This is a genomic window from Deinococcus sedimenti, from assembly GCF_014648135.1.
Lineage (GTDB): Bacteria > Deinococcota > Deinococci > Deinococcales > Deinococcaceae > Deinococcus > Deinococcus sedimenti.
Map to the genome: position 1 here is coordinate 42,625 of NZ_BMQN01000008.1, position 24,443 is coordinate 67,067.

26 protein-coding genes are annotated in these 24,443 nt (G+C 68.8%); 13 read left to right on the forward strand and 13 right to left on the reverse strand.

Features of this window, described 5'->3' with window-relative positions; translation table 11 throughout:
* Window positions 1-219: 219 nt before the first annotated feature.
* From IEY69_RS14510 to IEY69_RS14550, 9 genes are all read left to right on the forward strand, one after another.
* Window positions 220-537, forward strand: coding sequence for a V-type ATPase subunit subunit G family protein (locus IEY69_RS14510; protein ID WP_189073864.1), 318 nt, complete (start codon window positions 220-222; stop codon window positions 535-537).
* On the forward strand, window positions 534-2,591 hold the full coding sequence (locus IEY69_RS14515) for a V-type ATP synthase subunit I (RefSeq protein WP_189073865.1): 2,058 nt from the start codon (window positions 534-536) through the stop codon (window positions 2,589-2,591). Before IEY69_RS14510 ends, IEY69_RS14515 begins: the two co-directional genes overlap by 4 nt.
* Before the next feature lie 16 nt (window positions 2,592-2,607).
* The gene (locus IEY69_RS14520) at window positions 2,608-2,910 is read left to right on the forward strand and encodes an ATP synthase subunit C-like protein (RefSeq protein WP_046845058.1); all 303 of its coding nucleotides are present in this window, start codon (window positions 2,608-2,610) and stop codon (window positions 2,908-2,910) included.
* A gap of 1 nt (window position 2,911) precedes the next feature.
* Window positions 2,912-3,481, forward strand: a complete 570-nt coding sequence (locus tag IEY69_RS14525; protein WP_189073866.1) for a V-type ATP synthase subunit E — start codon at window positions 2,912-2,914, stop codon at window positions 3,479-3,481.
* Between the two features lie 8 nt (window positions 3,482-3,489).
* A complete protein-coding gene (locus IEY69_RS14530; protein ID WP_189073867.1) occupies window positions 3,490-4,467 on the forward strand; it encodes a V0D/AC39 family V-type ATPase subunit in 978 nt (325 codons plus the stop codon).
* Window positions 4,464-4,805 (forward strand): V-type ATP synthase subunit F, encoded by a 342-nt coding sequence (locus IEY69_RS14535; protein ID WP_058974473.1) that lies wholly within the window; start codon window positions 4,464-4,466, stop codon window positions 4,803-4,805. The genes IEY69_RS14530 and IEY69_RS14535 overlap by 4 nt, the downstream gene beginning before the upstream one ends.
* Window positions 4,806-4,917: 112 nt before the next feature.
* Window positions 4,918-6,666 (forward strand): V-type ATP synthase subunit A, encoded by a 1,749-nt coding sequence (locus tag IEY69_RS14540; RefSeq protein ID WP_189073868.1) that lies wholly within the window; start codon window positions 4,918-4,920, stop codon window positions 6,664-6,666.
* On the forward strand, window positions 6,663-8,078 hold the full coding sequence (locus tag IEY69_RS14545) for a V-type ATP synthase subunit B (RefSeq protein WP_189073869.1): 1,416 nt from the start codon (window positions 6,663-6,665) through the stop codon (window positions 8,076-8,078). Before IEY69_RS14540 ends, IEY69_RS14545 begins: the two co-directional genes overlap by 4 nt.
* Window positions 8,079-8,170: 92 nt before the next feature.
* Window positions 8,171-8,845 (forward strand): V-type ATP synthase subunit D, encoded by a 675-nt coding sequence (locus IEY69_RS14550; protein ID WP_160980777.1) that lies wholly within the window; start codon window positions 8,171-8,173, stop codon window positions 8,843-8,845.
* 67 nt (window positions 8,846-8,912) lie between these two features.
* Here the strand turns inward: IEY69_RS14550 and IEY69_RS14555 are convergent, their stop codons facing one another.
* Window positions 8,913-10,124, reverse strand: a complete 1,212-nt coding sequence (locus tag IEY69_RS14555; RefSeq protein WP_189073870.1) for an MFS transporter — start codon at window positions 10,122-10,124, stop codon at window positions 8,913-8,915.
* A 70-nt stretch (window positions 10,125-10,194) separates the two neighbouring features.
* The gene (locus IEY69_RS14560; protein ID WP_189073871.1) at window positions 10,195-12,471 is read right to left on the reverse strand and encodes a xanthine dehydrogenase family protein molybdopterin-binding subunit; all 2,277 of its coding nucleotides are present in this window, start codon (window positions 12,469-12,471) and stop codon (window positions 10,195-10,197) included.
* Between the two features lie 216 nt (window positions 12,472-12,687).
* On the opposite strand from IEY69_RS14560, the gene IEY69_RS14565 reads away from it, so the two are divergent.
* Window positions 12,688-13,893, forward strand: coding sequence for a CaiB/BaiF CoA transferase family protein (locus tag IEY69_RS14565; protein ID WP_189073872.1), 1,206 nt, complete (start codon window positions 12,688-12,690; stop codon window positions 13,891-13,893).
* Here IEY69_RS14565 and IEY69_RS14570 read toward each other — a convergent pair.
* The 7 genes from IEY69_RS14570 to IEY69_RS14600 form a co-directional block, all read right to left on the reverse strand.
* Window positions 13,859-14,422 carry an HD domain-containing protein gene (locus IEY69_RS14570; protein ID WP_189073936.1) on the reverse strand — a complete coding sequence of 188 codons (564 nt, stop codon included), beginning with the start codon at window positions 14,420-14,422 and terminating at the stop codon, window positions 13,859-13,861. The two genes, IEY69_RS14565 and IEY69_RS14570, sit on opposite strands and share 35 nt — an antisense overlap.
* A 161-nt stretch (window positions 14,423-14,583) precedes the next feature.
* Window positions 14,584-15,054, reverse strand: coding sequence for an arginine repressor (gene argR / locus IEY69_RS14575; protein ID WP_189073873.1), 471 nt, complete (start codon window positions 15,052-15,054; stop codon window positions 14,584-14,586).
* A 133-nt stretch (window positions 15,055-15,187) separates the two neighbouring features.
* Complete coding sequence (gene coaBC, locus IEY69_RS14580) at window positions 15,188-16,420, reverse strand: bifunctional phosphopantothenoylcysteine decarboxylase/phosphopantothenate--cysteine ligase CoaBC (protein WP_268243871.1); 1,233 nt, start codon at window positions 16,418-16,420, stop codon at window positions 15,188-15,190.
* A 24-nt stretch (window positions 16,421-16,444) separates the two neighbouring features.
* Window positions 16,445-17,149 (reverse strand): hypothetical protein, encoded by a 705-nt coding sequence (locus tag IEY69_RS14585; protein WP_189073874.1) that lies wholly within the window; start codon window positions 17,147-17,149, stop codon window positions 16,445-16,447.
* Window positions 17,150-17,290: 141 nt separating this feature from the next.
* Window positions 17,291-17,935, reverse strand: coding sequence for a phosphate signaling complex protein PhoU (gene phoU, locus IEY69_RS14590; protein WP_119674111.1), 645 nt, complete (start codon window positions 17,933-17,935; stop codon window positions 17,291-17,293).
* Between the two features lie 72 nt (window positions 17,936-18,007).
* Entirely contained in the window at window positions 18,008-18,976 is a 969-nt protein-coding gene (locus tag IEY69_RS14595) for a sensor histidine kinase (protein WP_229783990.1), read from the reverse strand.
* On the reverse strand, window positions 18,973-19,662 hold the full coding sequence (locus IEY69_RS14600; protein WP_189073875.1) for a winged helix-turn-helix domain-containing protein: 690 nt from the start codon (window positions 19,660-19,662) through the stop codon (window positions 18,973-18,975). The genes IEY69_RS14595 and IEY69_RS14600 overlap by 4 nt, the downstream gene beginning before the upstream one ends.
* Window positions 19,663-19,937: 275 nt before the next feature.
* Between IEY69_RS14600 and metK the strand changes: the two genes are divergently transcribed.
* Window positions 19,938-21,152, forward strand: coding sequence for a methionine adenosyltransferase (gene metK, locus IEY69_RS14605; RefSeq protein ID WP_189073876.1), 1,215 nt, complete (start codon window positions 19,938-19,940; stop codon window positions 21,150-21,152).
* A 58-nt stretch (window positions 21,153-21,210) separates the two neighbouring features.
* On the opposite strand, the gene coaD is transcribed toward metK, so the two are convergent.
* The 3 genes from coaD to IEY69_RS14620 form a co-directional block, all read right to left on the reverse strand.
* Window positions 21,211-21,741: a pantetheine-phosphate adenylyltransferase gene (coaD, locus tag IEY69_RS14610; protein WP_189073877.1), complete on the reverse strand. Its 531-nt coding sequence runs from the start codon at window positions 21,739-21,741 to the stop codon at window positions 21,211-21,213.
* Window positions 21,742-21,753: 12 nt separating this feature from the next.
* Window positions 21,754-22,332: an RsmD family RNA methyltransferase gene (locus IEY69_RS14615; protein WP_189073878.1), complete on the reverse strand. Its 579-nt coding sequence runs from the start codon at window positions 22,330-22,332 to the stop codon at window positions 21,754-21,756.
* Window positions 22,333-22,408: 76 nt separating this feature from the next.
* Window positions 22,409-22,663, reverse strand: coding sequence for a hypothetical protein (locus tag IEY69_RS14620; RefSeq protein WP_189073879.1), 255 nt, complete (start codon window positions 22,661-22,663; stop codon window positions 22,409-22,411).
* A 45-nt stretch (window positions 22,664-22,708) separates the two neighbouring features.
* On the opposite strand from IEY69_RS14620, the gene IEY69_RS14625 reads away from it, so the two are divergent.
* Window positions 22,709-22,975, forward strand: a complete 267-nt coding sequence (locus tag IEY69_RS14625) for a DUF3248 domain-containing protein (RefSeq protein WP_189073880.1) — start codon at window positions 22,709-22,711, stop codon at window positions 22,973-22,975.
* Between the two features lie 13 nt (window positions 22,976-22,988).
* On the forward strand, window positions 22,989-23,465 hold the full coding sequence (locus IEY69_RS14630; protein WP_189073881.1) for a DUF3809 domain-containing protein: 477 nt from the start codon (window positions 22,989-22,991) through the stop codon (window positions 23,463-23,465).
* Window positions 23,466-23,615: 150 nt separating this feature from the next.
* Here the strand turns inward: IEY69_RS14630 and IEY69_RS14635 are convergent, their stop codons facing one another.
* Complete coding sequence (locus IEY69_RS14635; RefSeq protein ID WP_189073882.1) at window positions 23,616-24,131, reverse strand: hypothetical protein; 516 nt, start codon at window positions 24,129-24,131, stop codon at window positions 23,616-23,618.
* Window positions 24,132-24,443 lie beyond the last annotated feature (312 nt).

A 24,443-nucleotide genomic window follows, 5' to 3' on the forward strand; every position in this document is an offset into this window, starting at 1 on the left:
CTCCCGGTCCCTACGCTGGGGGGTTTGCGTTGTCAAGCGAAGGGACGCTTGCCCTGCCTGAACGATAAAGGCGGTGTGTTAGGATGCTCGGCGAGTCTGACATCACCATTACCAGGGTCGGGCCACCGAAAAACTCACCGCACCCCCGCCACACCCCATGACGTTCATGGGGCGCTTGACCGGGGTGCTTGAGTCACGAAGGGAAAGGAGGAGTGAGTTTTGGACGTCTCAAGTCGAGTCTTAAGTGAACTGGCCAGCCGCGAGGCGGCGCTGGACGCGCAGATCGAAACGGCCCGCGCGCAGGCGCAGGAAACGATCGACGCTGCCCAGGCGCAGGCCGCGAGCATCCTCCGCGACGCGCAGAACCGCGTGAAAGCCATGCAGGCCCAGCAGGACCAGCAGCTGTCACGCGACGTGCAGCAGGTCCGCGAGGATGCCAGCGTCTCGGCCCAGACGCAGGCCCAGACGATCCGCGCCCGCGCCCAGGCGAAACTGGATGAGGCCGTGGACACCATCATGAGGGCGGTGCTCCCGTGATCAACCCCATGCAGCAGGTCGTGATCGCCACGCGCAAACGCGACAGTGAAGCGGTCATTACGGCGCTGCAGGACGCGGGGGTGCTGCACCTCAAGCCCATCACGGGCGGCCCGCTGAGCACCGGCAGCCTCGCCGGCGCCGACGCCCAGAGCCGCCGCGAGGACGAGCGTCTGCTCGCCCGCGCGGAAAGCACCCTCGCGGAACTCGGCAGTTACCGACCCGCGCCCGTCTCCCTTCCCGCTGCGGACAGCTGGGCCGACCTGATCGAACAGGCCGCGCAGCCCACCGCCGCCCTGGCCCGTCAACGTCAGGACCTCCAGGCCGACCTGGACGCCGAGAGCGCCTACGGCGACGCCGTGCGCGCCCTGGGCCGCATGGCCGGCACCCTGGACCGCAGCCAGCGCGTGGCCCTGCTGCCCTTCGTGCTGCAGCCCGCCGACAACCTCGGCGAACTGGACGCCGCGCTGAAGGCCGAACTGGCCGACCGCTACGTCCTGGCCACCGAGACCGTTGGGCAGAACCGCGTCGGACTGATCGCTACCCGCCGCAGCGAACGCGACGTCGCGCGCGCCGCGCTGGGCAAGGTCCGTCTGGGCGAACTGCGCCTGCCGGGCCGCTTCGACGGCATGCCGCTGAGTGAAGCCGCTGCCGAGATGGACCGCGTAGCCCGCGCCGGCAGCGCCGGACTCGGGCAGCTGAACAGCGAACGCGACCGCCTGGCCCAGGCGCACGCTCCCGCGCTGTACGCCATCCGCGACGCCCTGAAAGACCGCGTGGCCGTCCATGACGTCCGGGCGGTGTCGGCACGCGGCAAGTACAGCCTCGCGCTGCAGGGCTACGTGCCCGAGGACCGGATCGCGGCCCTCAAGAGCGCCCTGGACCGCTTCGGCAGCGCCGTGAACTACGAACTTCACGCTGCCGACGACCACCACGACCACCTCGTGCCGGTCGAACTGAAGAACAACGGGTACGTCAAGCCCTTCCAGACCGTGATGGGCCTCATGACGCCGCCCAAGTACGGCACCTTCGACCCCACCTGGGTCGTGGCGCTGTTCTTCCCGCTGTTCTTCGGGATCATCATGGCCGACATCGGCTACGGCCTGCTGTTCCTGTGGTTCGGCATGTGGCTGCTCGGCAAGGCCAAACGCAACGAGGGCTGGGATCTCAGCTTCTTCGGCGCGTACGTGCCCCCCGCGACCCTGCGCGACCTGGGCTTCGTGACGAACGTCATGGCCGCCTGGACCATCCTGTGGGGCGTCCTGACCGGCGAGTTCTTCGGGACCTTCCTGGAGCACCTGCACGTCTTCTACATCAACCCGGAGCTGCTGAACAGCCTCTGGAGCTGGACCGGCGTCCGCTACCCGATCGAGGAAGGCGTCAAGCACTACGGCCTGATCCCGATCGTCTTCCCGCGCCTGGAAACCGGGTACTTCAGCAACGTCGCGCTGGTCTTCGCGCTGTGCTTCGGCATCCTGCAGGTTCTGTGGGGCTGGGCCATCCGCGTGCAGCAGGGCGTCAAGCACAAGGACCCCGTCCACACCTGGGAAGGCATCGCGCTGTTCGGCGGCGTCGGGGCCCTGATCCTGATGGCCTTCGCCACCAAGGCGGGCAAGGACTTCAGCGCCTTCACGAACTTCAGCGACCCCCGCGTGCTGCTCATGTACGTCGGATTCGCCGCGTTCGTGGTCGGCTGGCTGCGCGTCATCAAGCACTATCCGCTGCTGCCCATCGAACTGCTCTCTCAGGGCGGCGCGGTCGTCAGCTACGCCCGTATCTTCGCCGTGGGCCTCGTCTCCGCGATTCTCGCCAAGCTCTGCACCGACCTCGGCTGGAGTCTGTACGAGAACATCGGGTTCCTCGGCATCATCATCGGCATCCTGCTGGGCGTGGTCCTGCACTTCCTGGTGCTGGCACTGACCCTGATCGGCCACGTGCTGCAGCCGCTGCGTCTTCACATGGTGGAGTTCCTCAACCCCACCGGATTCAACGCCGACTCCAGCCCCCGCTACAACCCCCTTCGCCGCCTCAGCCCCGCCCAGGGGCAGGTTAAATAACCCAGGAGTGTTCACCATGACCAAGTACAACAAGATCGTCCTCGCCTCCCTCGCCTTCGCCCTCGTCAGCACCGGCCTCGCCGCTGAAGCCGGCGCCGCCAACAACGACGGTCTGTACCAGGGTCTGCGCGCCGTCGGCGCCGGCCTGGCCCTGGGCCTCGGCGCCATCGGCACCGGCATCGCCCAGGCCCGCATCGGCTCCAGCCTGGTCGGCGCCGTCGCCGAGGACCCCAGCAAGGCCGGCAGCCTGCTGCTGTACTTCCTGCTGCCCGAAACCCTCGTGATCTTCGGCTTCCTCGCGCTGTTCATCCTGAACTGATATGGCGCTCGACAAGCTCCTCGAGAACGAAGCCCAACAGGACATCGAGCGCATCCGCGCCGAAGCCCAGGGCCGCGCCGAGCAGATCGTCGCCCAGGCCCACGAACAGGCCCAGGCCCTGATCGACTCCCGCACCCGCCAGCTGGAAGGCGCGCGTCAGGCCGAACTGGTCCGCGCCCGCAGCGCCGCTGACCTCGACAGCAGCGCCCAGCGTCTCGCCGCCGCCGACAGCCTCCAGTCGCAGGCGTTCACGGTCTCCGAGCAGTACCTGCACGCCGTGACCACCACCGCCGAGTACCCCATGATCGTCGCCAAGCTCCTGCAGGAAGCCCTGCAGGTGCTGCCCGACGCCGAAGCGGTCGAGGCGGCCCCCGCCGAGCACGACGCCGTCCGTCAGGCCCTGGCCCAGCTGGGCCGCCACCTCGACGTGCGCGCCAACGAGCAGATCAAGACCGGCGTGCGCCTGGTCGGCAAGGGCGGCAAGGCCAGCATTCAGAACACGCTCGTGGGTCGACTGAACCGCGTGCGCGGCGACCTCGCCCCGCAGATCAGCCGACTGCTGGCCGAGTAAGGACCGACATGCCCGACGACTACGCTTACATCAACACGCGCGTCCGCATCATGCGGACCAAACTGCTCGACGGACGCTCGCTTGACTCGGCGCTCGCCGCGGGCAGCTACCAGGAGTTCCTGCGGGTCCTGACCGAAACGGACCTCGCCGCGAACCTGCGCGACACCACCACCGAGCAGGCGGGCCTCGCCGAACTGGACCAGGCCTTGAGCCGCAACCTGTTCGACACCGCCCGCAAGGTCCTGAGCTTCGCCGACGGCGACGCCAAACGCGAAATCCAGGCCCTGCTCATGAAATGGGACCTCGTGAACCTCAAGACCGTCGCCCGTGGCATTATCACCGGCCGCGGCACCGACGCGATCCTGGCGAACCTGATCCCCGGCGGCACCCTGAAACCCGCCGCGCTGCAGGCCGCCGCACAGAGCACCGACCTGTCCGGCGCGGCGGCCGCCATCGCCCTGAGCGGCCACCCGCTGGCCGCCGCGATGCGCGCCGCCGTCCAGGCCTACGCCAGCAGCAACCGCATGCTGGACCTGGAAGTCGCGCTCGACCAGGGCTACTACCGTCACGCGCTGAGCGTGGCCCGCAACACCAGCCTGCGCCGCTACCTCAGCCGCGAGATCGACATCACCAACGCCCTGATCGCCCGCGCAGGCGCCGGACAGCCCCTGGACTCCAGTCTGTTCGTCGCCGGCGGCAAGCTCGACGCGGCCGGATACGCCCGCCTGAGCGGCGGCGACGCCGGCGGCCTGAGTGACGTCAGCGCGATCCTCGACGCCCCCGGCCTCGAAGACGCCGAGGTCGCCGCCCGCACCGCCCTGGACACCGCCACCCGCAACGTCGCGGCCGGTGACCCGGAAGGTGTCGGCGTGATCCTGGACTTCCTGCGCCGCAAGGAAATCGAGATCGCCAAACTCCGCCTGATCGGGCGTGGCAAGTTCTACGACCTGCCCACCGACCAGATCCGCCGCGAGGTGCAGGCATGACCCAGCCCAACACGCAACGCGTCGCGGTGCTGAGTGACGCCGAGACCGCCACCGGCTACCGCCTCGCCGGAGCCGCCGTGATCGAGGCCACCCCCGACACGGCCCTCGCCACCCTGGAACGCCTGATCACCGAAGGTCAGTACGGCCTCGTCGCCGTCGACACCGGCCTGATCCCGGACCCGGCCACCGCCACCGCCCGCGTCATGCGCGGCCGGGACCTGCCGATCCTGCTGCCCATCCCCAGCCTGCGCGACGCGTTCAACCCGGACACCGTCGACGCGAAGGCCTACATGGGCAAACTGGTGCGCGACACCATCGGCTTCGATATCAAACTGTAAGGAGTTGATGGTCGGGAGCAGCTGGATGATGGTACACAGGACTTTCAGGGACTGAACGCTTGACCCGTCAACCATCCACTTTCCACCATCAACCTCTCCGAAGGAGAACGTAATGACGCAGAACAAGAGCGGCGTCGTGAAGAGCATCGCCGGACCCGCCGTCATCGCGGACGGGATGTACGGCGCGAAAATGTACGACATCGTCCGCGTGGGCGATGAACGCCTCGTGGGCGAGATCATCCGACTGGACGGCAACACCGCCTTCGTCCAGGTATACGAGGACACCAGCGGCCTGACCGTCGGTGAACCCGTCGTGACCACCAACCTCCCCCTGAGCGTCGAACTGGGGCCCGGCATGCTCAACGGCATCTACGACGGCATCCAGCGCCCCCTGGGCAAGATCCGCGAGGCCAGCGGCGACTTCATCGCGCGCGGCATCGAGGTCTCCTCCCTGGACCGCACCCAGCTGTGGGACTTCACGCCCAGCGTGCAGGTCGGCGACACCATCGGCGGCAGCGCCATCCTGGGGACCGTGCCCGAGTTCAGCTTCACGCACAAGGTCCTGACGCCCCCCGACAAGGGTGGCAAGATCGCGTGGATCGCCCCGGCCGGTCAGTACAACATCGACCAGACCATCGCCAAACTGGAAGACGGCACCGAGCTGCGCATGGCCCACTACTGGCCCGTGCGCGCCCCGCGCCCCGTCACCAAGAAACTCGACCCCAGCCTGCCGTTCCTCACGGGCATGCGCATCCTGGACGTCCTGTTCCCCCTGGTCATGGGTGGCGCCGCCGCCATCCCCGGCCCCTTCGGTTCCGGCAAGACCGTGACCCAGCAGTCCGTGGCGAAGTACGGCAACGCCGACATCGTCGTGTACGTCGGCTGCGGTGAACGCGGCAACGAGATGACCGACGTGCTCGTGGAATTCCCCGAACTGGAAGACCCCAAGACCGGCGGGCCCCTGATGCACCGCACCATCCTGATCGCCAACACGTCCAACATGCCCGTGGCCGCCCGCGAAGCGAGCGTCTACACCGGCATCACGCTGGCCGAGTACTTCCGCGACCAGGGCTACAGCGTCTCCCTGATGGCCGACAGCACCAGCCGCTGGGCCGAGGCCCTTCGTGAAATCTCTTCCCGCCTGGAAGAGATGCCCGCCGAAGAAGGCTACCCGCCCTACCTGGGCGCCAAGCTGGCCGCGTTCTACGAGCGCGCCGGGGCCGTCAAGACCCTCGCCGGTGAAGACGGCGCGGTGTCCGTGATCGGCGCCGTCAGCCCCGCGGGCGGCGACATGTCCGAGCCCGTCACGCAGGCCACCCTGCGCATCACCGGCGCCTTCTGGCGTCTGGACGCCGGCCTCGCCCGCCGCCGCCACTTCCCCGCGATCAACTGGAACGGCTCCTACAGCCTGTTCACCCCGATCCTGGACTCCTGGTACCGCGCCAACGTCGGCGAGGACTTCCCGGAACTGCGCCAGCGCATCGGCACGATCCTCCAGGAAGAGGCCGCGCTGCAGGAAGTCGTGCAGCTCGTCGGCCCCGACGCCCTGCAGGACAACGAGCGCCTGATCATCGAGACCGGCCGCATGCTCCGCCAGGACTTCCTGCAGCAGAACGGCTTCGACCCCGTCGACGCCAGCGCCAGCATGCCCAAGAACTACGGTCTGATGCGCATGTTCCTGAAGTTCTACGACCAGGCCGACGTGGCCCTCAAGAACGGCAGCACCATCGACGACATCATCCAGAGCCCCATCATCGAGCGACTCGCCCGCGCCCGCTACACGCCCGAAGGTGACTTCGCCGCGTACACCGACAGCGTCCTCGGCGAGCTCGACAGCAGCTTCAAGGCGGTGAAAGCGTGACCCTCCTCCAGAAGGAATACAACGACGTCGCGTACATCTCCGGCCCTCTGCTGTTCGTGAATGCCGCCAGCGACCTCGCGTACGGCGCCATCGTGAACATCAAGGACGCGAGCGGTAAGCTCCGCGGCGGTCAGGTCATCTCCGTGACCGACCAGAACGCCGTCATTCAGGTGTTCGAAGAGACCCGCGGTCTGGACCTCGCGACCGCCAGCGTCAGCCTCGTCGAAGACGTGGCCCGCCTGGGCGTCAGCAAGGAAATGATCGGCCGCCGCTTCGACGGCTTGGGCCGCCCCATCGACGGGCTGCCCGCCGTGGTCGCCGAGAAGCGCCTGAGCATCAACGGCCAGCCCATGAACCCCGCCGCGCGCGCCAAGCCCGAGGAGTTCATCCAGACCGGCATCAGCACCATCGATGTGCAGACCAGCCTGATCCGCGGCCAGAAGCTGCCGATCTTCAGCGGCTCGGGCCTCCCGCACAACGAACTCGCTGCGCAGATCGCCCGCCAGGCCAAGGTGCCCGGCCACGAGGGTGACTTCGCCGTGGTGTTCGCCGCGATGGGCCTGACCCAGCGCGAAGTCAGCTTCTTCACGCAGGAATTCGAACGCACCGGCGCTCTGGCCCGCAGCGTGCTGTTCCTGAACAAGGCCGACGACCCCGCGGTCGAGCGTCTGCTGACCCCCCGCATGGCCCTGACCACCGCCGAGTACCTGGCCTTCGAGCACGGCTACCACGTGCTGGTGATCCTGACCGACCTGACGAACTACTGCGAGGCCCTCCGTGAAATCGGCGGCGCGCGCGAGGAGATCCCCGGTCGCCGCGGCTTCCCCGGCTACATGTACACCGACCTCGCCTCGCTGTACGAGCGTGCGGGCGTCGTGGACGGCAAGCCCGGCTCGGTCACCCAGGTGCCGATCCTGTCGATGCCCGACGACGACATCACCCACCCCATCCCCGACCTGACCGGCTACATCACCGAAGGTCAGATCGTGGTCGACCGCACCCTGAACTCCAAGGGCGTGTTCCCCCCGATCAACCCCCTGCCTTCGCTGTCCCGCCTGCAGGGCAACGGCATCGGCAAGGGCAAGACCCGCGCCGACCACAAGAACATCAGCGACCAGCTGTTCGCCGCGTACGCCAACGGCCTGGACCTGCGCAAACTGGTGGCCATCACCGGTGAAGACGCGCTGACCGAAACCGACAAGCTGTACCTGAAGTTCGCCAACGACTTCGAGACGTACTTCATCGGCCAGGGCGACCAGGACCGCAGCATCGAGGACAGCCTGACCGTCGCGTGGGGCATCCTGAGCAAACTCCCCCAGAGCCAGCTGACCCGCATCGGCAAGGACTCCATCGACAAGTACTACGGCACGAAGATGGACGAGATGTGGAAGGGCAGCCGCTCCACCAAGTAACCCCCTGAGGGGCTGAAGGGTGACCCCGCCGCTAGTCGGCGCGCCCTTCAACCCCCGACCATGAACGCCAGAACGTCAGGAGGTGAACACACATGGCAGAACAGATCAGCCCCACCCGCAGCGCCCTGCTGGCCAGCAAGGCCAGCCTGAAGACCGCCTCCGGCGGCGCGGACCTCCTCAAGCGCAAGCGTGACGCCCTCATCGGCGAATTCTTCGCGCTCGTCAAGGACGCGCTCGCTGCGCGCGAGCAGCTCAGCGGCGTCAGCAAGGGCGCGTACACCAGCCTCTTCAGCGCGAAAGCCTGGGACAGCCCCGAAGCCGTCGAGAGCCTCTCGCTGGCCGGCAGCGGCGACTACCAGATCGACATGCAGATCGACAACCTGTACGGCGTGAAGGTCCCGCGCATCAGCGTGCCCGAACGCGCCGCGCAGGCGAACTTCAGTCCGATCAACGTCGGCGCGCGCACCATCCAGGCCGCCACCGACTTCGGCGGCGTCCTCGAGGCGATCGTCAAGGTCGCCGCGACCGAGACGAAACTGCGCCGCATCGGCGAGGAAATCAAGAAGACCAGCCGCCGCGTCAACGCGCTCGAGCAGGTCGTGATTCCCGGCATTCAGGACGACATCCGCTTCATCCGCAGCGTGCTCGACCAGCGCGAACGCGAGGCCGGATTCACCCAGAAGAAGATCAAGGCGAAGATCGAGGCGAAAGCCAAGGCCGCCCGCGAAGCGCAGAACGCGCAGAGCCACGGCAGCGCCGCCGACTGAAGCCCCGACACAGCAACCGCCCCCCAGCCGGAGGGCGGTTTTTTGATGGCCTTGCCTGTGGTTGCGGTCAGCCCTGCTGGGGTATCGGGGCGACCGGGGTGCGGCGGCCCCACACGCTCAGGACCAGCAGCAGCGCGCCCATCCCGGCGGCCAGCGCCGCGCCCGCCGCGAAGCCCTGCGCCTCGTGCCCGGCAGGCGCGGCCAGCAGCAGCGGGCTGAGGAACTGCCCGAGGAACACGGCGCTGCTCATGCCCGCCGTCACACGGCCCCGCCACGCGGGCGGCGTCAGGTCCGCCAGCCACGCGTACAGGTTGGGGAAGATCAGCCCGCCGCCCAGGCCCGCCACGAGCAGGCCCGCCTCCACGACCGCCAGGCCCGGCGCGCGGAACACCAGCAGCCAGCCCAGCGCCACGACGACCATGCCCAGCCCCGCCAGGCGGCGCGGATCGAACCGCCCGGCGAAGCGGGAGAACACCAGTGAGGTCACGGCGGCCATCAGGGTGGAGCTGCCCAGCATCAGGCCGGTCAGACCGGGGCTGGCGTCCAGGGCGCGCAGCAGGAAGGGACCCTGGGCGGGCATCAGGTAGAACACGACCATGTACCCCAGCGCCAGCGCGTACACCAGCGTGACCGCGCCCCAGCGAGGAGCCTGCACCGGGCCGGTGAGGTCCGGCGCGACGCCGGGAATGCCGCGCGGGAGACGCAGGAGCAGCGGGAGCAGCAGCGCCGCCGCGAGGTACAGGAAGAACGGGGCGCGCCAGCCCACGGCGGCCAGCACGCCGCCCAGCGGAAGGAGGACCGCGCCGCCGAAACTGGTGAACGCCGCCTGTTGACTCAGGAAGCGGCCGCGCTCGGCGCCGCTGAACAGGTCGTTCACGAGTGCCCCGGCGGCCGTCATGGTGCCCGCCACGGCGAGGCCCAGGACGATGCGCCCCAGCAGGACCTGCCCGAGGCTCTGCGCGATCAGGCCGCTGCCGCCGCCGATCACGTACAGCGCCAGCGCCGCGAGCAGCACCGGGCGGCGGCCGTAGCGGTCGGCCAGCACACCGAACAGCGGGGCAGTGACGGCGATGACGATGCCCAGGATGGTCAGGGCCAGTTTCACGAGCAGGGCGGCGTTCGGGGTGTCCGCGAAGTGTGCCTGCATGGCGGGCAGCGCCGGGGCGATGGTCGCGCCGGACATGACCGTCAGGGCCGACAGGAGTAGCAGGGTGGCCTGCGTGACCCGGTCGGGTGGGGCCTGACCGGGCGCGGTGGGGGAGGGGGCAGGCGTGGACATGAGCCACACCATAACTTTAGAACTTAAACCGGTTTACCCGTCAGGGCACGTTTGGTGGAGTGTCCCCCGGTCAGGCCCCACCCTGCGCCTGCCGCAACCGCCACACTGCCTCCGCCGTCACCGGCAGCTCGGTCACGCGCACGCCCGCCGCCTCCCGCACCGCGTTCGCCAGCGCCGCCGCGCCCGCCGTGACCGGCGGCTCCCCCACCACCCGCGCGCCGAACGGCCCATGCTCACTGGGCCGCTGCACCAGCAGCGCCTCCAGCGGCGGCACGTCCGTACTCGTGGGGAAGGCGTACTCCAGGAAGTTCGGATTCGCCAGCGTGCCGCCCGCGTAGTCCAGACCCTCCAGCAGCCCCAGGCCCAGCGCCTGCGCGCTGCCGCCGTGAATCTGACCCTCGACCAGCAGCGGGTTCAGCGCGAAGCCCACGTCCTGCGCCGCCACCGACCGCAGCAGCGTCACCGCGCCCGTGCCGGGGTCCACCCGCGCGTGCACCAGCTGCGCGATGAATCCTGGCGCGCCTGCCTTCAGCGCCGCGCGCCCCTCGGCGACCAACGGGCCCGGCCCGCCCGGCGCGCGCTGCGCCTGCGCCGCCAGCTTCCCGATGGGAATGGCGCGGTCCGGAATACCCCGCACCAGCACCTGCCCCCCCGCGAGTTCCAGGTCGTCCCGGTGCGCCTCGAAATGCCGCGCCGCGAGGTCCAGCAGCTGGTCGCGTACCTGCGTGCTGGCATCCAGCACCGCGCCCGACAGACTGATCGTCACCTGCGACCCGCCGGAGTTCGGTGCGTACGGCCCGCTGTCCGTCGTGCCCTGCACGATCTCCACGTCGTCCGGGTGGACGCCCAGCGTCTCGGCAGCGATCAGGACCATGCTGGAATGCACGCCGCTGATATCCACGCTGCCTACGTGCAGCCGCACCGTGCCGTCCGTGTCCACGCGGCACACCGCGCCCGCCGGGGAGAACGCCCCCGGCCAGCCGCCCACCGCGAGCCCCACGCCCTCATGCTTGGGCAGGTCGTGACGCGACTGCCACAGCGGGTGCGCGCGGGCGGCCTCCAGGCAGTCGCGCAGCCCGATGTCCGGCCAGGACCGCCCGGTGCCCATCGGGTCGCCCGCCTGCACGGCGTGCCGCAGTCGCCACTCCAGCGGGTCCGCGCCCAGCTGACGGGTCAGGTCGTCCACGGCGGACTCCAGCGCGAACAGCGCCTGCGGCACGCCCGGCGCGCGGTACGCCCCGACCGGCGCGCGGTTCAGCAGCAGCTCCCGGGCCCGCACCCGCACGTTCTCGCAGCGGTACAGGCCGCCCAGCATCGTCGCGATGATCCCCCCGTGCCCGAACCTGAACGCCCCGTTCTCGATCAGCACGTCCGCGTCCAAGGCCGTCAGGGTCCCGTCCGCGTCCGCGCCGAGCCGCAGCGTCACCTGAATGGCCGGGGCGGGCATGGTCGTCAGCATGTCCTCGCTGCGGGTCAGGACCAGCCGCACCGGCTGCCGCGCGTGCAGCGCCGCCGCCGCGACCAGCGCGTCCATGATCCCGTACTTCGCGCCGAACCCCCCACCCACCGTCAGCGGCACCACGTGCACGTCCCGCTCGCGCAGCCCCAGCGCGCCCGCGACCTCGCCGCGCACCACGTACTGCCCCTGCGTGCTCGTGTACACCGTGACCTCGCCGGGCCGCGCGCCGGGCTCCGCGACCACCGCGTGCGGCTCCAGGTACCCCTGATGCACGCCCGCCACCCGGAACGTCCCGCCCGCCGTGAACGCCGCCCCGGCCAGCGCCGCGTCCACGTCCCCACGCCCGAAGGTGCGGTCCTCGTCCACGTTGCTCGGCTCGCGCGCCGCCTGCGCGCCCGCCTCGCCGCCGTGCAGTCCGGCCATGCCGCCGTCGGCCTTCGGGACGCCCTCCGGCCACACCAGCGTCCCGCCCGCCAGGGCCGCCTCGGCGTCCTCTACGGCGTCCAGCGCCTCGTAGTCCACGTCCAGCAGGGCCGCCGCGTCCGCCGCCTGCGCCTCGGTGTCCGCCAGGATCAGCGCGACCGGCTGCCCCGCGAACACCACCGTGTCCCCCGCCAGCAGCAGGCTGGGCCGCGAGTGCATGGGCTTCACGTTCAGGTCCTCGCCCAGCAGCACCGAGTGCACGCCCGGCGCGGCCAGCGCCGCTGCGCGGTCCACACCGCGAATCCGTGCGTGCGGGTACGGCGACAGCACCACGCGGGCATGCAGCAGCCCCGGCACCCGCCGGTCCGCGACGTACGGCGCGCGGCCCACGAGTTTCTCCAGACCGTCGATAATCTTGCGCGGACGACCCAGGTGGGTGCGGGCCGGGGAAGGTGGCGTGGTCATACGGACTCCGATGGAATGGTGTGCCCACACCGTTCCATCCGAGCGGATGCGAGCAGGAGCAGAACGGGTTCCGGGCGTGGAGTTGGCAACCCGGCGATGTTCCGGGTTGTGAACGAAACAGACGGAATCCGTGTCACAGGTGAAACCTCCAGAAGAAGGGGGAGAGGGGAGAGCTTGGAACTTCCGGAGTCTACGCCCGCGCTAGCATCCGGGCACATGACCCCAGACCTGCCCCTGAGCGGCGTGCGCGTCGCGGACTTCACCCGCGTCCTGACCGGCCCGCTGTGCACCATGCTCCTCGGCGACCTCGGCGCGGACGTGATCAAGGTCGAACCGCCCGGCGGGGACGACACCCGCGCCTGGGGGCCCCCCTTCCAGACCGGGCCGGACGGGGCGCGCGAGAGCAGTTACTTCCTGAGCGTGAACCGCAACAAGCGCAGCGTCACCCTGGACCTCAAGGCTGGGGAGGGGCTGGAGGCCGCCCGCCGCCTGATCGCGGGCAGCGACGTGCTCGTCGAGAACTTCCGGCCCGGCACGCTGGAGCGCCTGGGACTGGGCTGGGAGGACCTGCACGCCGCGCACCCCCGCCTGATCTACGCCAGCATCACGGGCTTCGGCCTGAGCGGCCCGTACCGTGACCGCGCCGGGTACGACGTCATCGCGCAGGGGATGGGCGGCCTCATGAGCTACAACGGCGAGGCGGGCGGCGAGCCCCTGCGGGTCGGGGTGGCGGTCGCGGACGTGTACAGCGGCGCGCTGATCACCCAGGCGATCCTCGCTGCGCTGTACGCCCGTGAACGCACCGGACGCGGCACGCGGGTGGACGTGAACCTCCTCGAAAGCGTGATCGCGCTGGGGTCCTCGCAGGTGGGCCGTTACCTCGCCACCGGGGAAGTCCCTGTGCCCACCGGGAACGACCACCGGTCCATCGTCCCGTACGGCACCTTCCCCTGCGCGGACGGGTTCGTGAACATCGCCGTGGGCAACGACGCCCTGTGGCGACGCTTCTGCGCGGCGCTGGACGACCCTGACCTGGGCGCGGACGCCCGCTTCGCGACGAACGAGGGCCGCGTCACGCACCGCGCCGACCTCGACCATCTGCTGCTGCCTGCTCTGGCCCGCCACACCCGCGCCGACCTGATGACCCGCCTGGAGGTCGCGGGCGTCCCCTGCGGCCCCGTGAACGACCTGTCCGACGTCTTCAACGACCCGCACGTGCAGGCGCGCGGCGTCGCCGTCCCCGTCCCGCACCCCACCCTGGGCGAGACGACCGTCACCAGCCCCCCCTGGCGCTTCGGCGGCGAGGCCCTCCCCGTGCGCCGCGCGCCCCCCACACCTGGGCAGCACACCCGCGAGGTGATGGCGGAACTGGGCCTCAGCCCCGAGATCAGCTCAGCCGATCCAGTGCCCGCGCCAGATTGACCCGCGCCTGCCCCTCCAACTCCGCGAACTCCGGCGTGAGGTACAACCGCTCACGGTTCAGGAAGCCCCGCAGGACCGCCGCCCCCCCGGCACGGTACGCGTCCCCGGGCACATGGGCGTACTCCACGTGGATGGCCCGGTCGTACGCGTCGAACGCCTCCGGATCGGCCCCCAGGACACTCAGGTCGGCGTCTACGAACAGCGCCTCCGCCCGCGTGGTCACGGGAACGGTGTGCCGGGTCGCGAGGATCAACGCCCGCACCTCCGCCTGAAGCTCCCCGGACGCTCCCTGCGCGGCCAGCCACGCCCCGAACACATCCGCGCTGCGCACCTCGTTGTCCGCCGCGCGCGGATCGTAGATCAGGTCATGCCCCCACGCGGCAAGCGCCAGCGCGGGCGTCCACACCCCCCGCCCCTCCAGCAGCGCCCGCACATGCGCCCCGGTGTGGTACGCCCGGCCCGGTTCGGCGTAGAACGGCCCCGCGAACGCCTCGGCGGCGGTCAGCAGGGCCTGTTCGTGCGTCCCCATCACGGATTCATCCGATTCCCGGTTATCCAGAACCACACCGGATAACCGCGCCGAAAGCGCGTCCAGGAAGGGCTCTGGACGCTGCGCGGTTCCATCTCCTGAAGACCGTTTCTCATTGCCACTCCCTTCGGTCGACCCTCGTCTACGACTCACCGCAAGACTTACCCCAGCATCAGCGCGTGGAACTCTTCCATGATGTTCTCCGCGTCCGCCGTGGTCCGCGCCACCACGAAGATCGTGTCCTCGCCCGCCAGCGTCCCGATGATGTCATCCCGCCGCACCCGGTCCAGCACCAGCGCCACGCCGGTCGCGTGCCCGTCCGCCGTGCGGATCACGAGCATGTTCTCGCCCCGGTCGATGTCATGCACGAAATTCTGGAAGAGCCGCGCCAGTTCCTCCTGCGCGCCCACGTGCCCCGCCGTCTGCGCCAGGGCGTAGCGGTGGCGGCCCTTCCCGACGGGAAGGCGCACCAGCCGCAGCTCGTTGATGTCACGACTGACGGTCGCCTGAGTGACCCGGATGCCCTCGGCCTGGAGGCGCTCGACGAGTTCTCCCTGGGTGCTGACACTTTCGCGGGCGATGATGTCCTGAATGCGTTTCTGACGTTGTTCCTTGCTGAGCGTACCCGCCATTCCACACAGCATATGCATATGCACTGCATAATTCAATGACGGGCGTCCCGACGAGCAGAACCCCACCCAGCCCCTCACTGCGTGCTCACCCCCACCCGGCCTCCCCCCTCAAGGGGGAGGAGCAGACACAGCTTCAGCGGGCTGTGGGGAGGAGGCGTGCCGCCTCGGTCAGCAGGCGCTCGGCCACCTCGCGCTTGCTCACGCGCGGCCAGTCCTCATGCGACCCGTCCGCGCGGACCAGGGTCACCTGATTGTCGTCCCCGCCGAACGCCGTGCCCTCCCGCGTCGGGTAGTTCAGCAGGATGAAATCCGCGTTCTTCCGCTGCGCCTTGCCCGCCGCGCGCTCCACGCCCGCGTGCGTCTCCATCGCGAAGCCCACCAGCACCCGGTCCCCCTTCTCGCGGCCCAGCTCCGCCAGGATGTCCGGATTCGGCGTCAGGTGAACCGTCACGTCGCCCGCCACCTTCGCCTGCTTCTCGCCGCTCTGCGTGGCCGCGCGGTAGTCCGCGACCGCCGCCGTCATCACCACGATCCCTGCGTCCTGCGCGGCGTCCACCACCGCGTCCCGCAACTCCAGCGCCGACTCGATCCGCACCACCCGCACGCCCGCCGGATCCGGCAGCGTCACCGGGCCGGTCACGAGCGTCACGTCCGCGCCCCGGTCCCGGGCGGCCTCCGCGACCGCGAAGCCCATCTTCCCGCTCGACGGGTTGCTGATGAACCGCACCGGGTCCAGGTACTCCCGCGTCGGACCGGCCGACACGACCACCCGCACGCCCGCCAGATCCCGCACCGGAGCAGGGGAGGCCTCCCCGTTCAGCAGGGCCAGCGTGGCGTCCGCGATGTCCTCCGGCTCGCTCATGCGGCCCACGCCGCGCCCCTCACCGCGCGTGCCGAACGCCCCCACCTCCGGCCCCAGGAAGCGGTGCCCCCAGCCGCGCAGCACGTCCGCGTTCGCCTGCACCGCCGGGTGCGTCCACATCAGCTCGTTCATCGCGGGCACCCATAATACGGGGGCGCGCACGCTCAGGAGCGTCGCCAGCGCCAGATCCCCCGCGTGCCCATGCGCCGCCCCGGCCAGCAACTCCGCCGACGCGCCCACCACCACTGCTGCGTCCACCCGCGCGTGCGTCAGGTGCAGCGCGTCCGGCCGCGCCTCGAACCAGTGCGCGTCCGTCCCCACCGGCCCGTCCGCCGCCGTGCTCAGGCTCAGTTCCGTGATGAACGCCAGCGCCGAGCGGGACGCAATCACCCGTACCTCCGCGCCACGCTCCCGCAACCGGCGCAGCACCGACGGGGCCTTCACCGCCGCCATGCTCCCCCCCACGATCACCAGCACGCACGGACGCTCATCAGCCGTTCTCACAGGTACAGGATAGGGGGTGAGGCGTCAGGCGGCAGTGAAACCGGGAGCCGGCGTCTCGCCTCCAGGGGAGAGGGGCAAGCTGACGCAGCGGTGGGCGATCCACAGCATGCTGGCGATCAGAACGTCTGCCAAGCCATTCCAGAGCAGTGCCAGTGCGGTGCCCTCCATCTCCGTCACTTCGAAAGCCACGAGCAGGATCATGCCCAGCGAGTTGATGGCCGCGATGACAGAGAGCCATTTGCCCCAGGACAACCAGATCAGCAGTCGCTCCCGCGTCGGATATGAACTGTATTTCTCAAGTCCGGTCAGCACGCCAGTGGCATCAACCAGCCATTCCCGTAATGCACCACAGAAAAATCTGTAGATGATCGTCGGCAGGACAGGTGACAAGATCACTACCAGAACCGCGCGCAGGGCTGTGGGCGGCGCTGGCAGGTTGGGCAGCTGCGTCACCCAGCTCGCCACGCCCAAAGTGAGCACCGAGACCGCTGGGATGACAGGCAACCATTTCAACATCTGATGGGCGAGTCGCGCCCGAGCAGGCAGATGCCTGAGATTTCCTGTGCCGACTGAATGAACCCATCGTTGAACGAGTAAAGAGACGATCAAGGATGGGATAGTCAGGACACCGATCGCGGCGATTTCAGGTGGTGAGGCGTCCACTGCATACAGGACCAACTGGACACCAACTGCCAGCATGACTGCCAGCATCAGATGGGACAGGGTCAACCAGGGGCTGCGGAGTGGATACACCCCACTATTGAATCACCTTGGTTATTCACAGGCGACCGACGATGACCCGTTGCAGACGCCCTAACCGATGAAAAACCGCCCCCCGTTCCCGGCAGGGCGGCGTCGCGTCTTCTGGGTTCAGCCTTCGCGTTGGCCGGTCACCCAGTAGCGGACGCGTTCGGAGATGTTCTCCATGTGATCCCCGACGCGTTCCAGGCTGCGGCCCACCCGCATGAGCATCAGCGCCTTGCTGATGTTGCGGGGGTCTTCGAGCATGTACGTCACGAGTTCACGCTGGATCTGCTCGTACAGGTCGTCGACCTCGTCGTCCATCTGGACGGTCGCCTCGGCGCGGGCGACGTCGCGGTCGGCGATGGCGGTGCGGAGGTTCTGGCTCATCTCGCCCAGCCGTTCGAGCATCCGGGCGAGGTTCACGTAGCGTTTCAGTGCGGGGGCCTGCGCGAGTTCCGCGCCGTCCTCGGCGACGTGCACGACGTAGTCGCCCATGCGTTCGATGTCGCTGAGGCTCTTGAGGATCAGGGCGACCATCCGCAGGTCCCGCGCGACCGGCTGGTGCAGCGCGATGATGCGCAGGCATTCGGCCTCGATCTGCGCTTCCTGGGCGTCCACCTCGCGGTCGAGGGCCTTGACCTCCGCGAGACGTTCGACGTTCTCGCGCAGCAGGACGTCCCCGGCAACGGGGAGCATGCGCTCGACGGTGCCGAGCATGTTCAGTGCGCCGTTCAGGACGGCACGCAGGTCGTTTTCGAGGGCTTCACGCATGGGGACTCCTGTGTTGAACGTAGCACCCCGCACGGCGGGGGAGTGTCAGGGAACGGTCAGCTGAAGAGGACGTTATCCGATCCCGCCCACGCCGGGGAGGGTGAAGCAGAAGGCGTTCGCGTCGCCGCGCCGCTCGGCCCACGCCTGCCCGCCCCAGCCGTGCACGATGCTCCGGACGATGTACAGGCCCATGCCGCTGCCCTGCCCGGTCGCGGCGCGGCCCCGCGTGTGCGCCTTGAACAGACTCTCGGTGTCGGGAATGGGCGTGCCCCGGTCGAGGACGCTCACCTCGATCCAGGTGCCGCGCTCATGGGTCTGCACCTCGACCTGAGCGGCGGGCGGGCCGTACTTCAGGGCGTTCTCGATGAGGTTCAGCAGCACCTGCAGCAGCTTGTCCGGGTCGGCCCGCACGAGGTGATCCTGCCCGAACGTGACGCTGGCCCGGCGGGCGTTCAGGTCGGCGGTCAGCAGCCGCTCGGCGCGCGCGAAGGCCTCCGCGAGTGGCAGGGTGCGGGCGCGGGTGGGCCGGAACCCCACGGCGAGGTCCTCCGCGAGCCGGGCGAGACGCTCGGTTTCCTGGAGGCCCTGCCGCACGAAGTTCTGCGCGAGGTCGCGGGGCATGTCGTACTCCAGGGCCTCCAGCACGCCGCGCAGCGCCGCGACGGGCGTGCGGAACTCGTGCGAGAGCACCGCCGTCGCCTCGCGCAGTTCCGCCTCGCGGCGGCGGTGCTCGGTGACGTCCTCGACGATCAGCGCGCCGCACGCGCCGTCGCGGGTGGCGGTGCAGCGCAGCGTGCGGCCCGTGACTTCCAGTTCCAGCTCCCCGCCGCGTTCCAGCAGGGTCTCCAGGGTGTGGCGGCGCACGACCTCCAGCACCGGGCGGCCCGACGCGCGCTCCTGCGGGACGCCCCACAGGCGCGCGGCGGCGGCGTTCACGCGCGTGACCAGCCCCTCACGCGTCAGCAGAACCGCCTGCGGCAGCGAGTCGATCCAGTGATCAGGCGCTTCCACGGCGCTGCCGGTGGCGTCCGGGGCCGTCACGCGCCGTCCGTCCAGGGGCGCATGCGGTAGCCCTTGCCGCGCACCGTCTCCAGGAAGCCCGGCTTACCGGGGTCGTCGCCCAGGTGGGCGCGCAGCTGCGTGACGTGCTGGTCCACGGTGCGCTCGCCGCCCAGGAAGTCCGCGCCCCACACCCGGTCGAGCAGTTCCGTGCGGGAGTACACGCGCCCGACGTGCTGCGTCATGAAGGCCAGCAGGTCGAACTCGCGCCGCGTGAGGTTCATGCGCCGCCCGCCCACCTTCGCCTCGGCCGAGCCGACGTCCACGCTCAGCGGGCCGTTCGTCATGACGGCCGGCACGTCCGGCAGCGAGCGGCGCAGCAGCGCCCGCACCCGCGCCACGAGTTCCGCCGCGCTGAACGGCTTGGTCAGGTAGTCGTCCGCGCCGGACTCCAGGCCCTCGACCCGTTCGGCCTCGGCGGCGCGGGCGGTGAGCATCAGGACCGGCATGCGGCGCAGTTCCGCGTCGGCCCGCAGGCGGCGCAGGAAGCTCAGGCCGCTCTCGCCGGGCAGCATCCAGTCCAGCACGAGGGCGTCCGCGCCGGGCAGCACGTCCAGCGCCCCGCTGGCGGACTCCAGCGCGGTGACCCGTAGCCCCGCCCGCTCCAGGTGAAAGCGCAGGACGTCCCGGACCGTCCCCTCGTCTTCGATGACAACGACGTGGCTCATGTCCCTTCATTCTTAGGGGTCAGGTCAGGCGAGTGTCAGCTCCGCCCCACAGTTGACCGGCCCTACACTCGACCCGCATGGAATCGGGGTGCCCCTCGCCGGGCCGCGCAGGCTGGACATCGGTGGCGTTCGCCCCTGTCACCTCATGGCGGCCTGCGGTACGCTGCTGGGTGCAACCGCGCGCCATTCCCGGCGCTGGGAGCCGTGCAGGGACCGCAGCGACATCCCTCTCCAGGTGGTTCTGTGAGACGCCCCCCCGCACGCAAGGAGCGAACATGCGGAAGTACTACACCTCGGAATCGGTGTCCGAAGGGCACCCCGACAAGCTGGCCGACTTCATCTCGGACAGCATTCTCGACGAGTTCCTGCGCCAGGAACCCGGCAGTCGCGTCGCGGTGGAGACGCTGCTCACCACCGGCATGGCCGTCGTGGCGGGCGAGGTCACCGCCGAGACCGCCCACGTGGACGTCCAGAAGACCGTCCGTGACGCCGTCAAGCAGGTCGGCTACACCCGCGCGAACTACGGCTTCGACGCCGAATACAGCGCCGTGCTGGTCAGCCTGCACGAGCAGAGCCCCGAGATCGCGGGCGGCGTGAACCACAGCGAGGAGTGGCGCGGCATGACCGAAGAGCAGCGCGCCCAGCCCGGCAACGCGCACTCGATGGTCGGCGCGGGCGACCAGGGCCTGATGTTCGGCTACGCCACCGACGAGACGCCGGAACTCATGCCGCTGCCCATCAGCCTCGCGCACAAGCTGACGCGGCGCATCGCGCAGCTGCGCAAGGACGGCACGCTGCCCTACCTGCGCCCCGACGCGAAGGCGCAGGTCACGGTCGTCCGCGACGGCGAACCCCACGAGGCCACCGAAACCCTGGTCGACACCGTCGTCATCAGCACCCAGCACAGCGAGGACGTGAGCCAGGAACAGATCCGCGCCGACATGATCGAGCACGTGATCAGGGCCGTGATCCCCGCCGAGTACCTCACCGAAGGCACGAAATACTTCATCAACCCGTCGGGGCGCTTCGTCATCGGCGGCCCCCACGGCGACACCGGCCTGACCGGGCGCAAGATCATCGTGGACACCTACGGCGGCGCCGTGCCCCACGGTGGCGGCGCGTTCAGCGGCAAGGACCCCACCAAGGTGGACCGCAGCGCGGCGTACTACGCCCGCTTCATCGCCAAGAACATCGTCGCCGCTGGCCTCGCCCGGCGCGCGCTGGTCGAGGTCGCGTACGCCATCGGCCGCGCCAACCCCGTCAGCCTGCGCGTCGACACCTACGGCACCGGCACCGTCAGCGACGACCGCCTCGCCACGATCGTCGCCGAGCACTTCGACGCGCGCCCCCAGGCGATCATCGCGGAACTCGACCTGCGCCGCCCGATCTACGCGCAGACCGCCGCGTACGGCCACTTCGGCCGCCCCGAATTCCCCTGGGAACAGACCCACAAGGCCGAGGCCCTGAAAGCCGCCGCGCAGCAGGACTGACCCAACCACATGGACGCGCCGCCCCCGGTTCAGGCTGGGGGCGGCGCGTTCTTCTGCTTCAGCTGCCTGCGGTCTGCGCCTGCAGTTCCGCCTCGCGTTCCGCGTACACGTCCGCGTGCTTGCGGCGCAGGGCGCTGGCGCTGGCGCGGGGGACCATCTCGCTGACGTTCCCGCCGTAACTGGCGATCTCGCGCACCATGGAACTGCTCACGAAGCTCCAGCGGGTGGCGGCCATGATGAACACCGTCTCCGCGTCCCCGATCTGGCGGTTCAGGTGCGCGATCTGCAGCTCGTACTCGTAGTCGGACACGGCGCGCAGGCCACGCACGATGACGCTGCCGGTCTCCTGCCGGGCCATGTAGTCCACCAGCAGCCCCCCGAAGGAGTCCACGCTGACGTTCGGGAAGTGTGCGGTCGCCTCGCGCAGGATCTCCAGGCGTTCGTCCAGCGTGAAGAGGTGGCGGCCCTGCTTGCGGGCGTTGTGCATGACCGTCACGGTCACGTGGTCGAAGATTCGCGCGGCGCGCGTCAGCACGTCCATGTGCCCGCTGGTGATCGGGTCGAACGAGCCCGGGAAAACGGCGTTCATAACCCCGCCACCTTACCCGATTTCGCCGTCATCGTCGCCGTCCGCGTCCGGTTCCGGGGCGTCCGGGTGCCAGTACAGCGTCAAAGTGTTGCTGCCGTACTCGCGTTCCTCCCGCGTGAAGCCCGCGTGCTCGGGCAGGTGCAGCCGGTCCGGATGCTGGCACACCAGCAGCCCGCCGGGTGCGAGGACGCCGCTGGCGAGAATCTGCGCGGTCAGTTTCGGGATGTCCGCCTCGTACGGCGGGTCGCTGAACACCACGTCGAACTGCCCCAGGCGCTTCAGGAGTGCCCCGGCGTCCCCCTTCACGATCCGCACCCGCAGGTCCAGCGCGCGGGCGTTCGTCTCCAGTGCCCGCACGGCGCGCGCGTCCTTCTCGACCAGCGTCACGCGGTACCCGCGACTGGCGGCCTCCAGCCCGATCGCGCCGCTCCCACCGTGCAGGTCGATGAACTCCGGGTAGCGTCCGGCGGGTGCGCGGGCGGCGAGCAGGTCGAACAGGCTCTTGCGGACGCGCGCGCCGCTGGGCCGGGCGCTGTCGGGCACCTGCAGGCTGCGGCCCTTCGCGGTGCCGCCCAGGATGCGCAGGCTCATGGCTGGCCCCTGCGGAGGTGGGTGGGGGAGGGGAACGTCATCCCTTCAGGATAGAGCACGCTGCACTTGACCCGGCTCAGCCCAGGTGCGGCGCGGCGGCGTCGAAGCCGTCCAGCGCGCCGGGCTGGAGCTGCCAGTCCTCGCCGTCCCGCGTGGCCTGCCCGGCCTGCACGAGGCGGTTCAGTTCCGCCTCCACACGCTGTTGCACGCGCCGCAGCGGCATGCCTTCCGCGCCCTCCACGCCGCGCCACGTCAGGAACGCGCGGTGAAAGGCGGGCAGGTCGTCAAGGCCCACGTGGGTTTCCAGGGCGCGCCAGCTGATGCTCGTCATGCCACCCGTTCTACGCCGTGCGATGGGCCGCGTACAATGGCGGGCATGACCGATCTGCCGGGCGACCCGCTGCCGGACTCCAGGGCACTGGAGTCCGCCTCGCCGGAACTGGCGCGCGCGCTGGACGCGCTGGGCGGGCAGCTCGTGTGGCGCATCGGGAAGGACGAGGCCAGCGACGACGTCGTGGTCCGCCTGGGCTTCGCGTCCGCCACGCCGCGCTTCGCGCACCTGCCCCGGCTGCGCAGCGCCGGGGACGCCGAGTTGCAGGCGGCGCTGGCGGAGAACCGCGTGGTGATCGAGTGGGTCGACTGATTCCGGTGCTCGCGTGATCGTCGAGGCGACGCAGGACTTCACGCTGCCCTGGACCGGGGGCGACGCGGCGGCGCTGGCGTTCGTGCGCGACCCGGCCCGCGCGCTGGCCCGCGTGCGCTTCCTGCGCGACCTGCGCGCCGACGCAGGCGGCGTGCGTGGCGAACTGCTCGTGCCGCTGCCCGGTCTGGGCGAGGTGGACCTGCCGTTCCACAGCGTCCTGACCCCCACGCCGGACGGTGGGACGCTCTCCCCGCAGCCCATCAGCGGCGAGCGCGCGTGGGTGGAGGTCGCCGGGCAGGCCCGCCTGGACGGGGGCGCGCTGCACTTCGCGTTCCAGTTCCGCGCGCACCTCGCCACGCCGGACGCGCAGGGCTGGGGCGGCGCGGCCTTCGAGAAGATGATCCGCGCCGCCGCCGGACGCACCCTGGAGCGCGTGGCCCGCGAACTGCCCGCCGGAATCGCCCAGGCCGCGCAAGTGATGGAAACCTGAGTTGAAGTGGCGTGTCAGAGCAGTAGATGTGACCGTGAGTTGGAAGCTCACTGAGCTGGAGCGGAACGGTTACTCACTTCAAGGGACCTGCGGAAGAGTGCCGATATATCCCTCAATATTTAAGGGTCGGTCAAACCACAGAAAATAGATTCAAGAGGTGATTCTTTGCCGAATTATCTCCAAAGCCACATCGGCTAAATGTGAAATCGGGATACCGTCGAAACTGCTACCATTATCTTCTTCACGAACTTTCTCCAATGCTTTAATGGATTGCCTGTCTCCATAGTGCATGAGCTCCTGGACGGCTTCTGCTCTTATTGTTTCATTTGCCTCTTTTGTGGCAATCGCCTCCAGCATTCTTATTGCTGGCGCGCAGTTGACTTCTGATAATATCGTTATATACCAAGTTTTTTCGGCATCTGGGCATGATTCATATTCTTTATAAATTAAAGAAGCTGCTAAATGGGGATACATATGTAAAAGCAGAATCATTAAAATTCTGGCCGCAGATGGCTTGCTGATTTTATAAGCAGCTGTTAAATATTTGGGTAAATTATCGCCATATATGCTTTTCAATTTGATTATCTCGTCTTTGTCAAAATCGTAAGCACGATTTTGATAGGAAGATACATATTTATCTATATAATTATTTACGTCATCTGTCATTTTGGTTCCCTCAATCGGTCCGCAGGCTTGTATTGCTGTGCGTAAACATAGGAGAAAAACAATTTTTAATACTAGAAGCGCTTATATATGATGGCTTAAATAACGTGAATGTCTCGATAAGTTATAATTACGTGCCATAGATATTTGAATCATTGGCGAAGAGATGTTAATTTGCTCGCGATGTCATCCAATTCGGCTGCTATCGCCGGATTTAAGGGTAGTTTTAATGAAGTAGTGAGCTTTGCCGAATTTGGATAACTCATATGCAACCTTTAATACTATGTTGAACTGGACGATCCAACTAAGCGTGGA

Excerpts from the sequence above, each read along its gene's own strand:
- IEY69_RS14520 (WP_046845058.1), top strand. The coding sequence starts at position 2,608 with ATGACCAAGTACAACAAGATCGTCCTCGCCTCCCTCGCCTTCGCCCTC.
- IEY69_RS14525 (WP_189073866.1), top strand. The coding sequence starts at position 2,912 with ATGGCGCTCGACAAGCTCCTCGAGAACGAAGCCCAACAGGACATCGAG.
- IEY69_RS14530 (WP_189073867.1), top strand. The coding sequence starts at position 3,490 with ATGCCCGACGACTACGCTTACATCAACACGCGCGTCCGCATCATGCGG.
- IEY69_RS14535 (WP_058974473.1), top strand. The coding sequence starts at position 4,464 with ATGACCCAGCCCAACACGCAACGCGTCGCGGTGCTGAGTGACGCCGAG.
- IEY69_RS14540 (WP_189073868.1), top strand. The coding sequence starts at position 4,918 with ATGACGCAGAACAAGAGCGGCGTCGTGAAGAGCATCGCCGGACCCGCC.
- IEY69_RS14550 (WP_160980777.1), top strand. The coding sequence starts at position 8,171 with ATGGCAGAACAGATCAGCCCCACCCGCAGCGCCCTGCTGGCCAGCAAG.
- IEY69_RS14555 (WP_189073870.1), bottom strand. The coding sequence starts at position 10,124 with ATGTCCACGCCTGCCCCCTCCCCCACCGCGCCCGGTCAGGCCCCACCC.
- IEY69_RS14560 (WP_189073871.1), bottom strand. The coding sequence starts at position 12,471 with ATGACCACGCCACCTTCCCCGGCCCGCACCCACCTGGGTCGTCCGCGC.
- IEY69_RS14565 (WP_189073872.1), top strand. The coding sequence starts at position 12,688 with ATGACCCCAGACCTGCCCCTGAGCGGCGTGCGCGTCGCGGACTTCACC.
- IEY69_RS14570 (WP_189073936.1), bottom strand. The coding sequence starts at position 14,422 with ATGGGGACGCACGAACAGGCCCTGCTGACCGCCGCCGAGGCGTTCGCG.
- argR (WP_189073873.1), bottom strand. The coding sequence starts at position 15,054 with ATGGCGGGTACGCTCAGCAAGGAACAACGTCAGAAACGCATTCAGGAC.
- phoU (WP_119674111.1), bottom strand. The coding sequence starts at position 17,935 with ATGCGTGAAGCCCTCGAAAACGACCTGCGTGCCGTCCTGAACGGCGCA.
- IEY69_RS14600 (WP_189073875.1), bottom strand. The coding sequence starts at position 19,662 with ATGAGCCACGTCGTTGTCATCGAAGACGAGGGGACGGTCCGGGACGTC.
- metK (WP_189073876.1), top strand. The coding sequence starts at position 19,938 with ATGCGGAAGTACTACACCTCGGAATCGGTGTCCGAAGGGCACCCCGAC.
- coaD (WP_189073877.1), bottom strand. The coding sequence starts at position 21,741 with ATGAACGCCGTTTTCCCGGGCTCGTTCGACCCGATCACCAGCGGGCAC.
- IEY69_RS14615 (WP_189073878.1), bottom strand. The coding sequence starts at position 22,332 with ATGAGCCTGCGCATCCTGGGCGGCACCGCGAAGGGCCGCAGCCTGCAG.
- IEY69_RS14620 (WP_189073879.1), bottom strand. The coding sequence starts at position 22,663 with ATGACGAGCATCAGCTGGCGCGCCCTGGAAACCCACGTGGGCCTTGAC.
- IEY69_RS14625 (WP_189073880.1), top strand. The coding sequence starts at position 22,709 with ATGACCGATCTGCCGGGCGACCCGCTGCCGGACTCCAGGGCACTGGAG.
- IEY69_RS14635 (WP_189073882.1), bottom strand. The coding sequence starts at position 24,131 with ATGACAGATGACGTAAATAATTATATAGATAAATATGTATCTTCCTAT.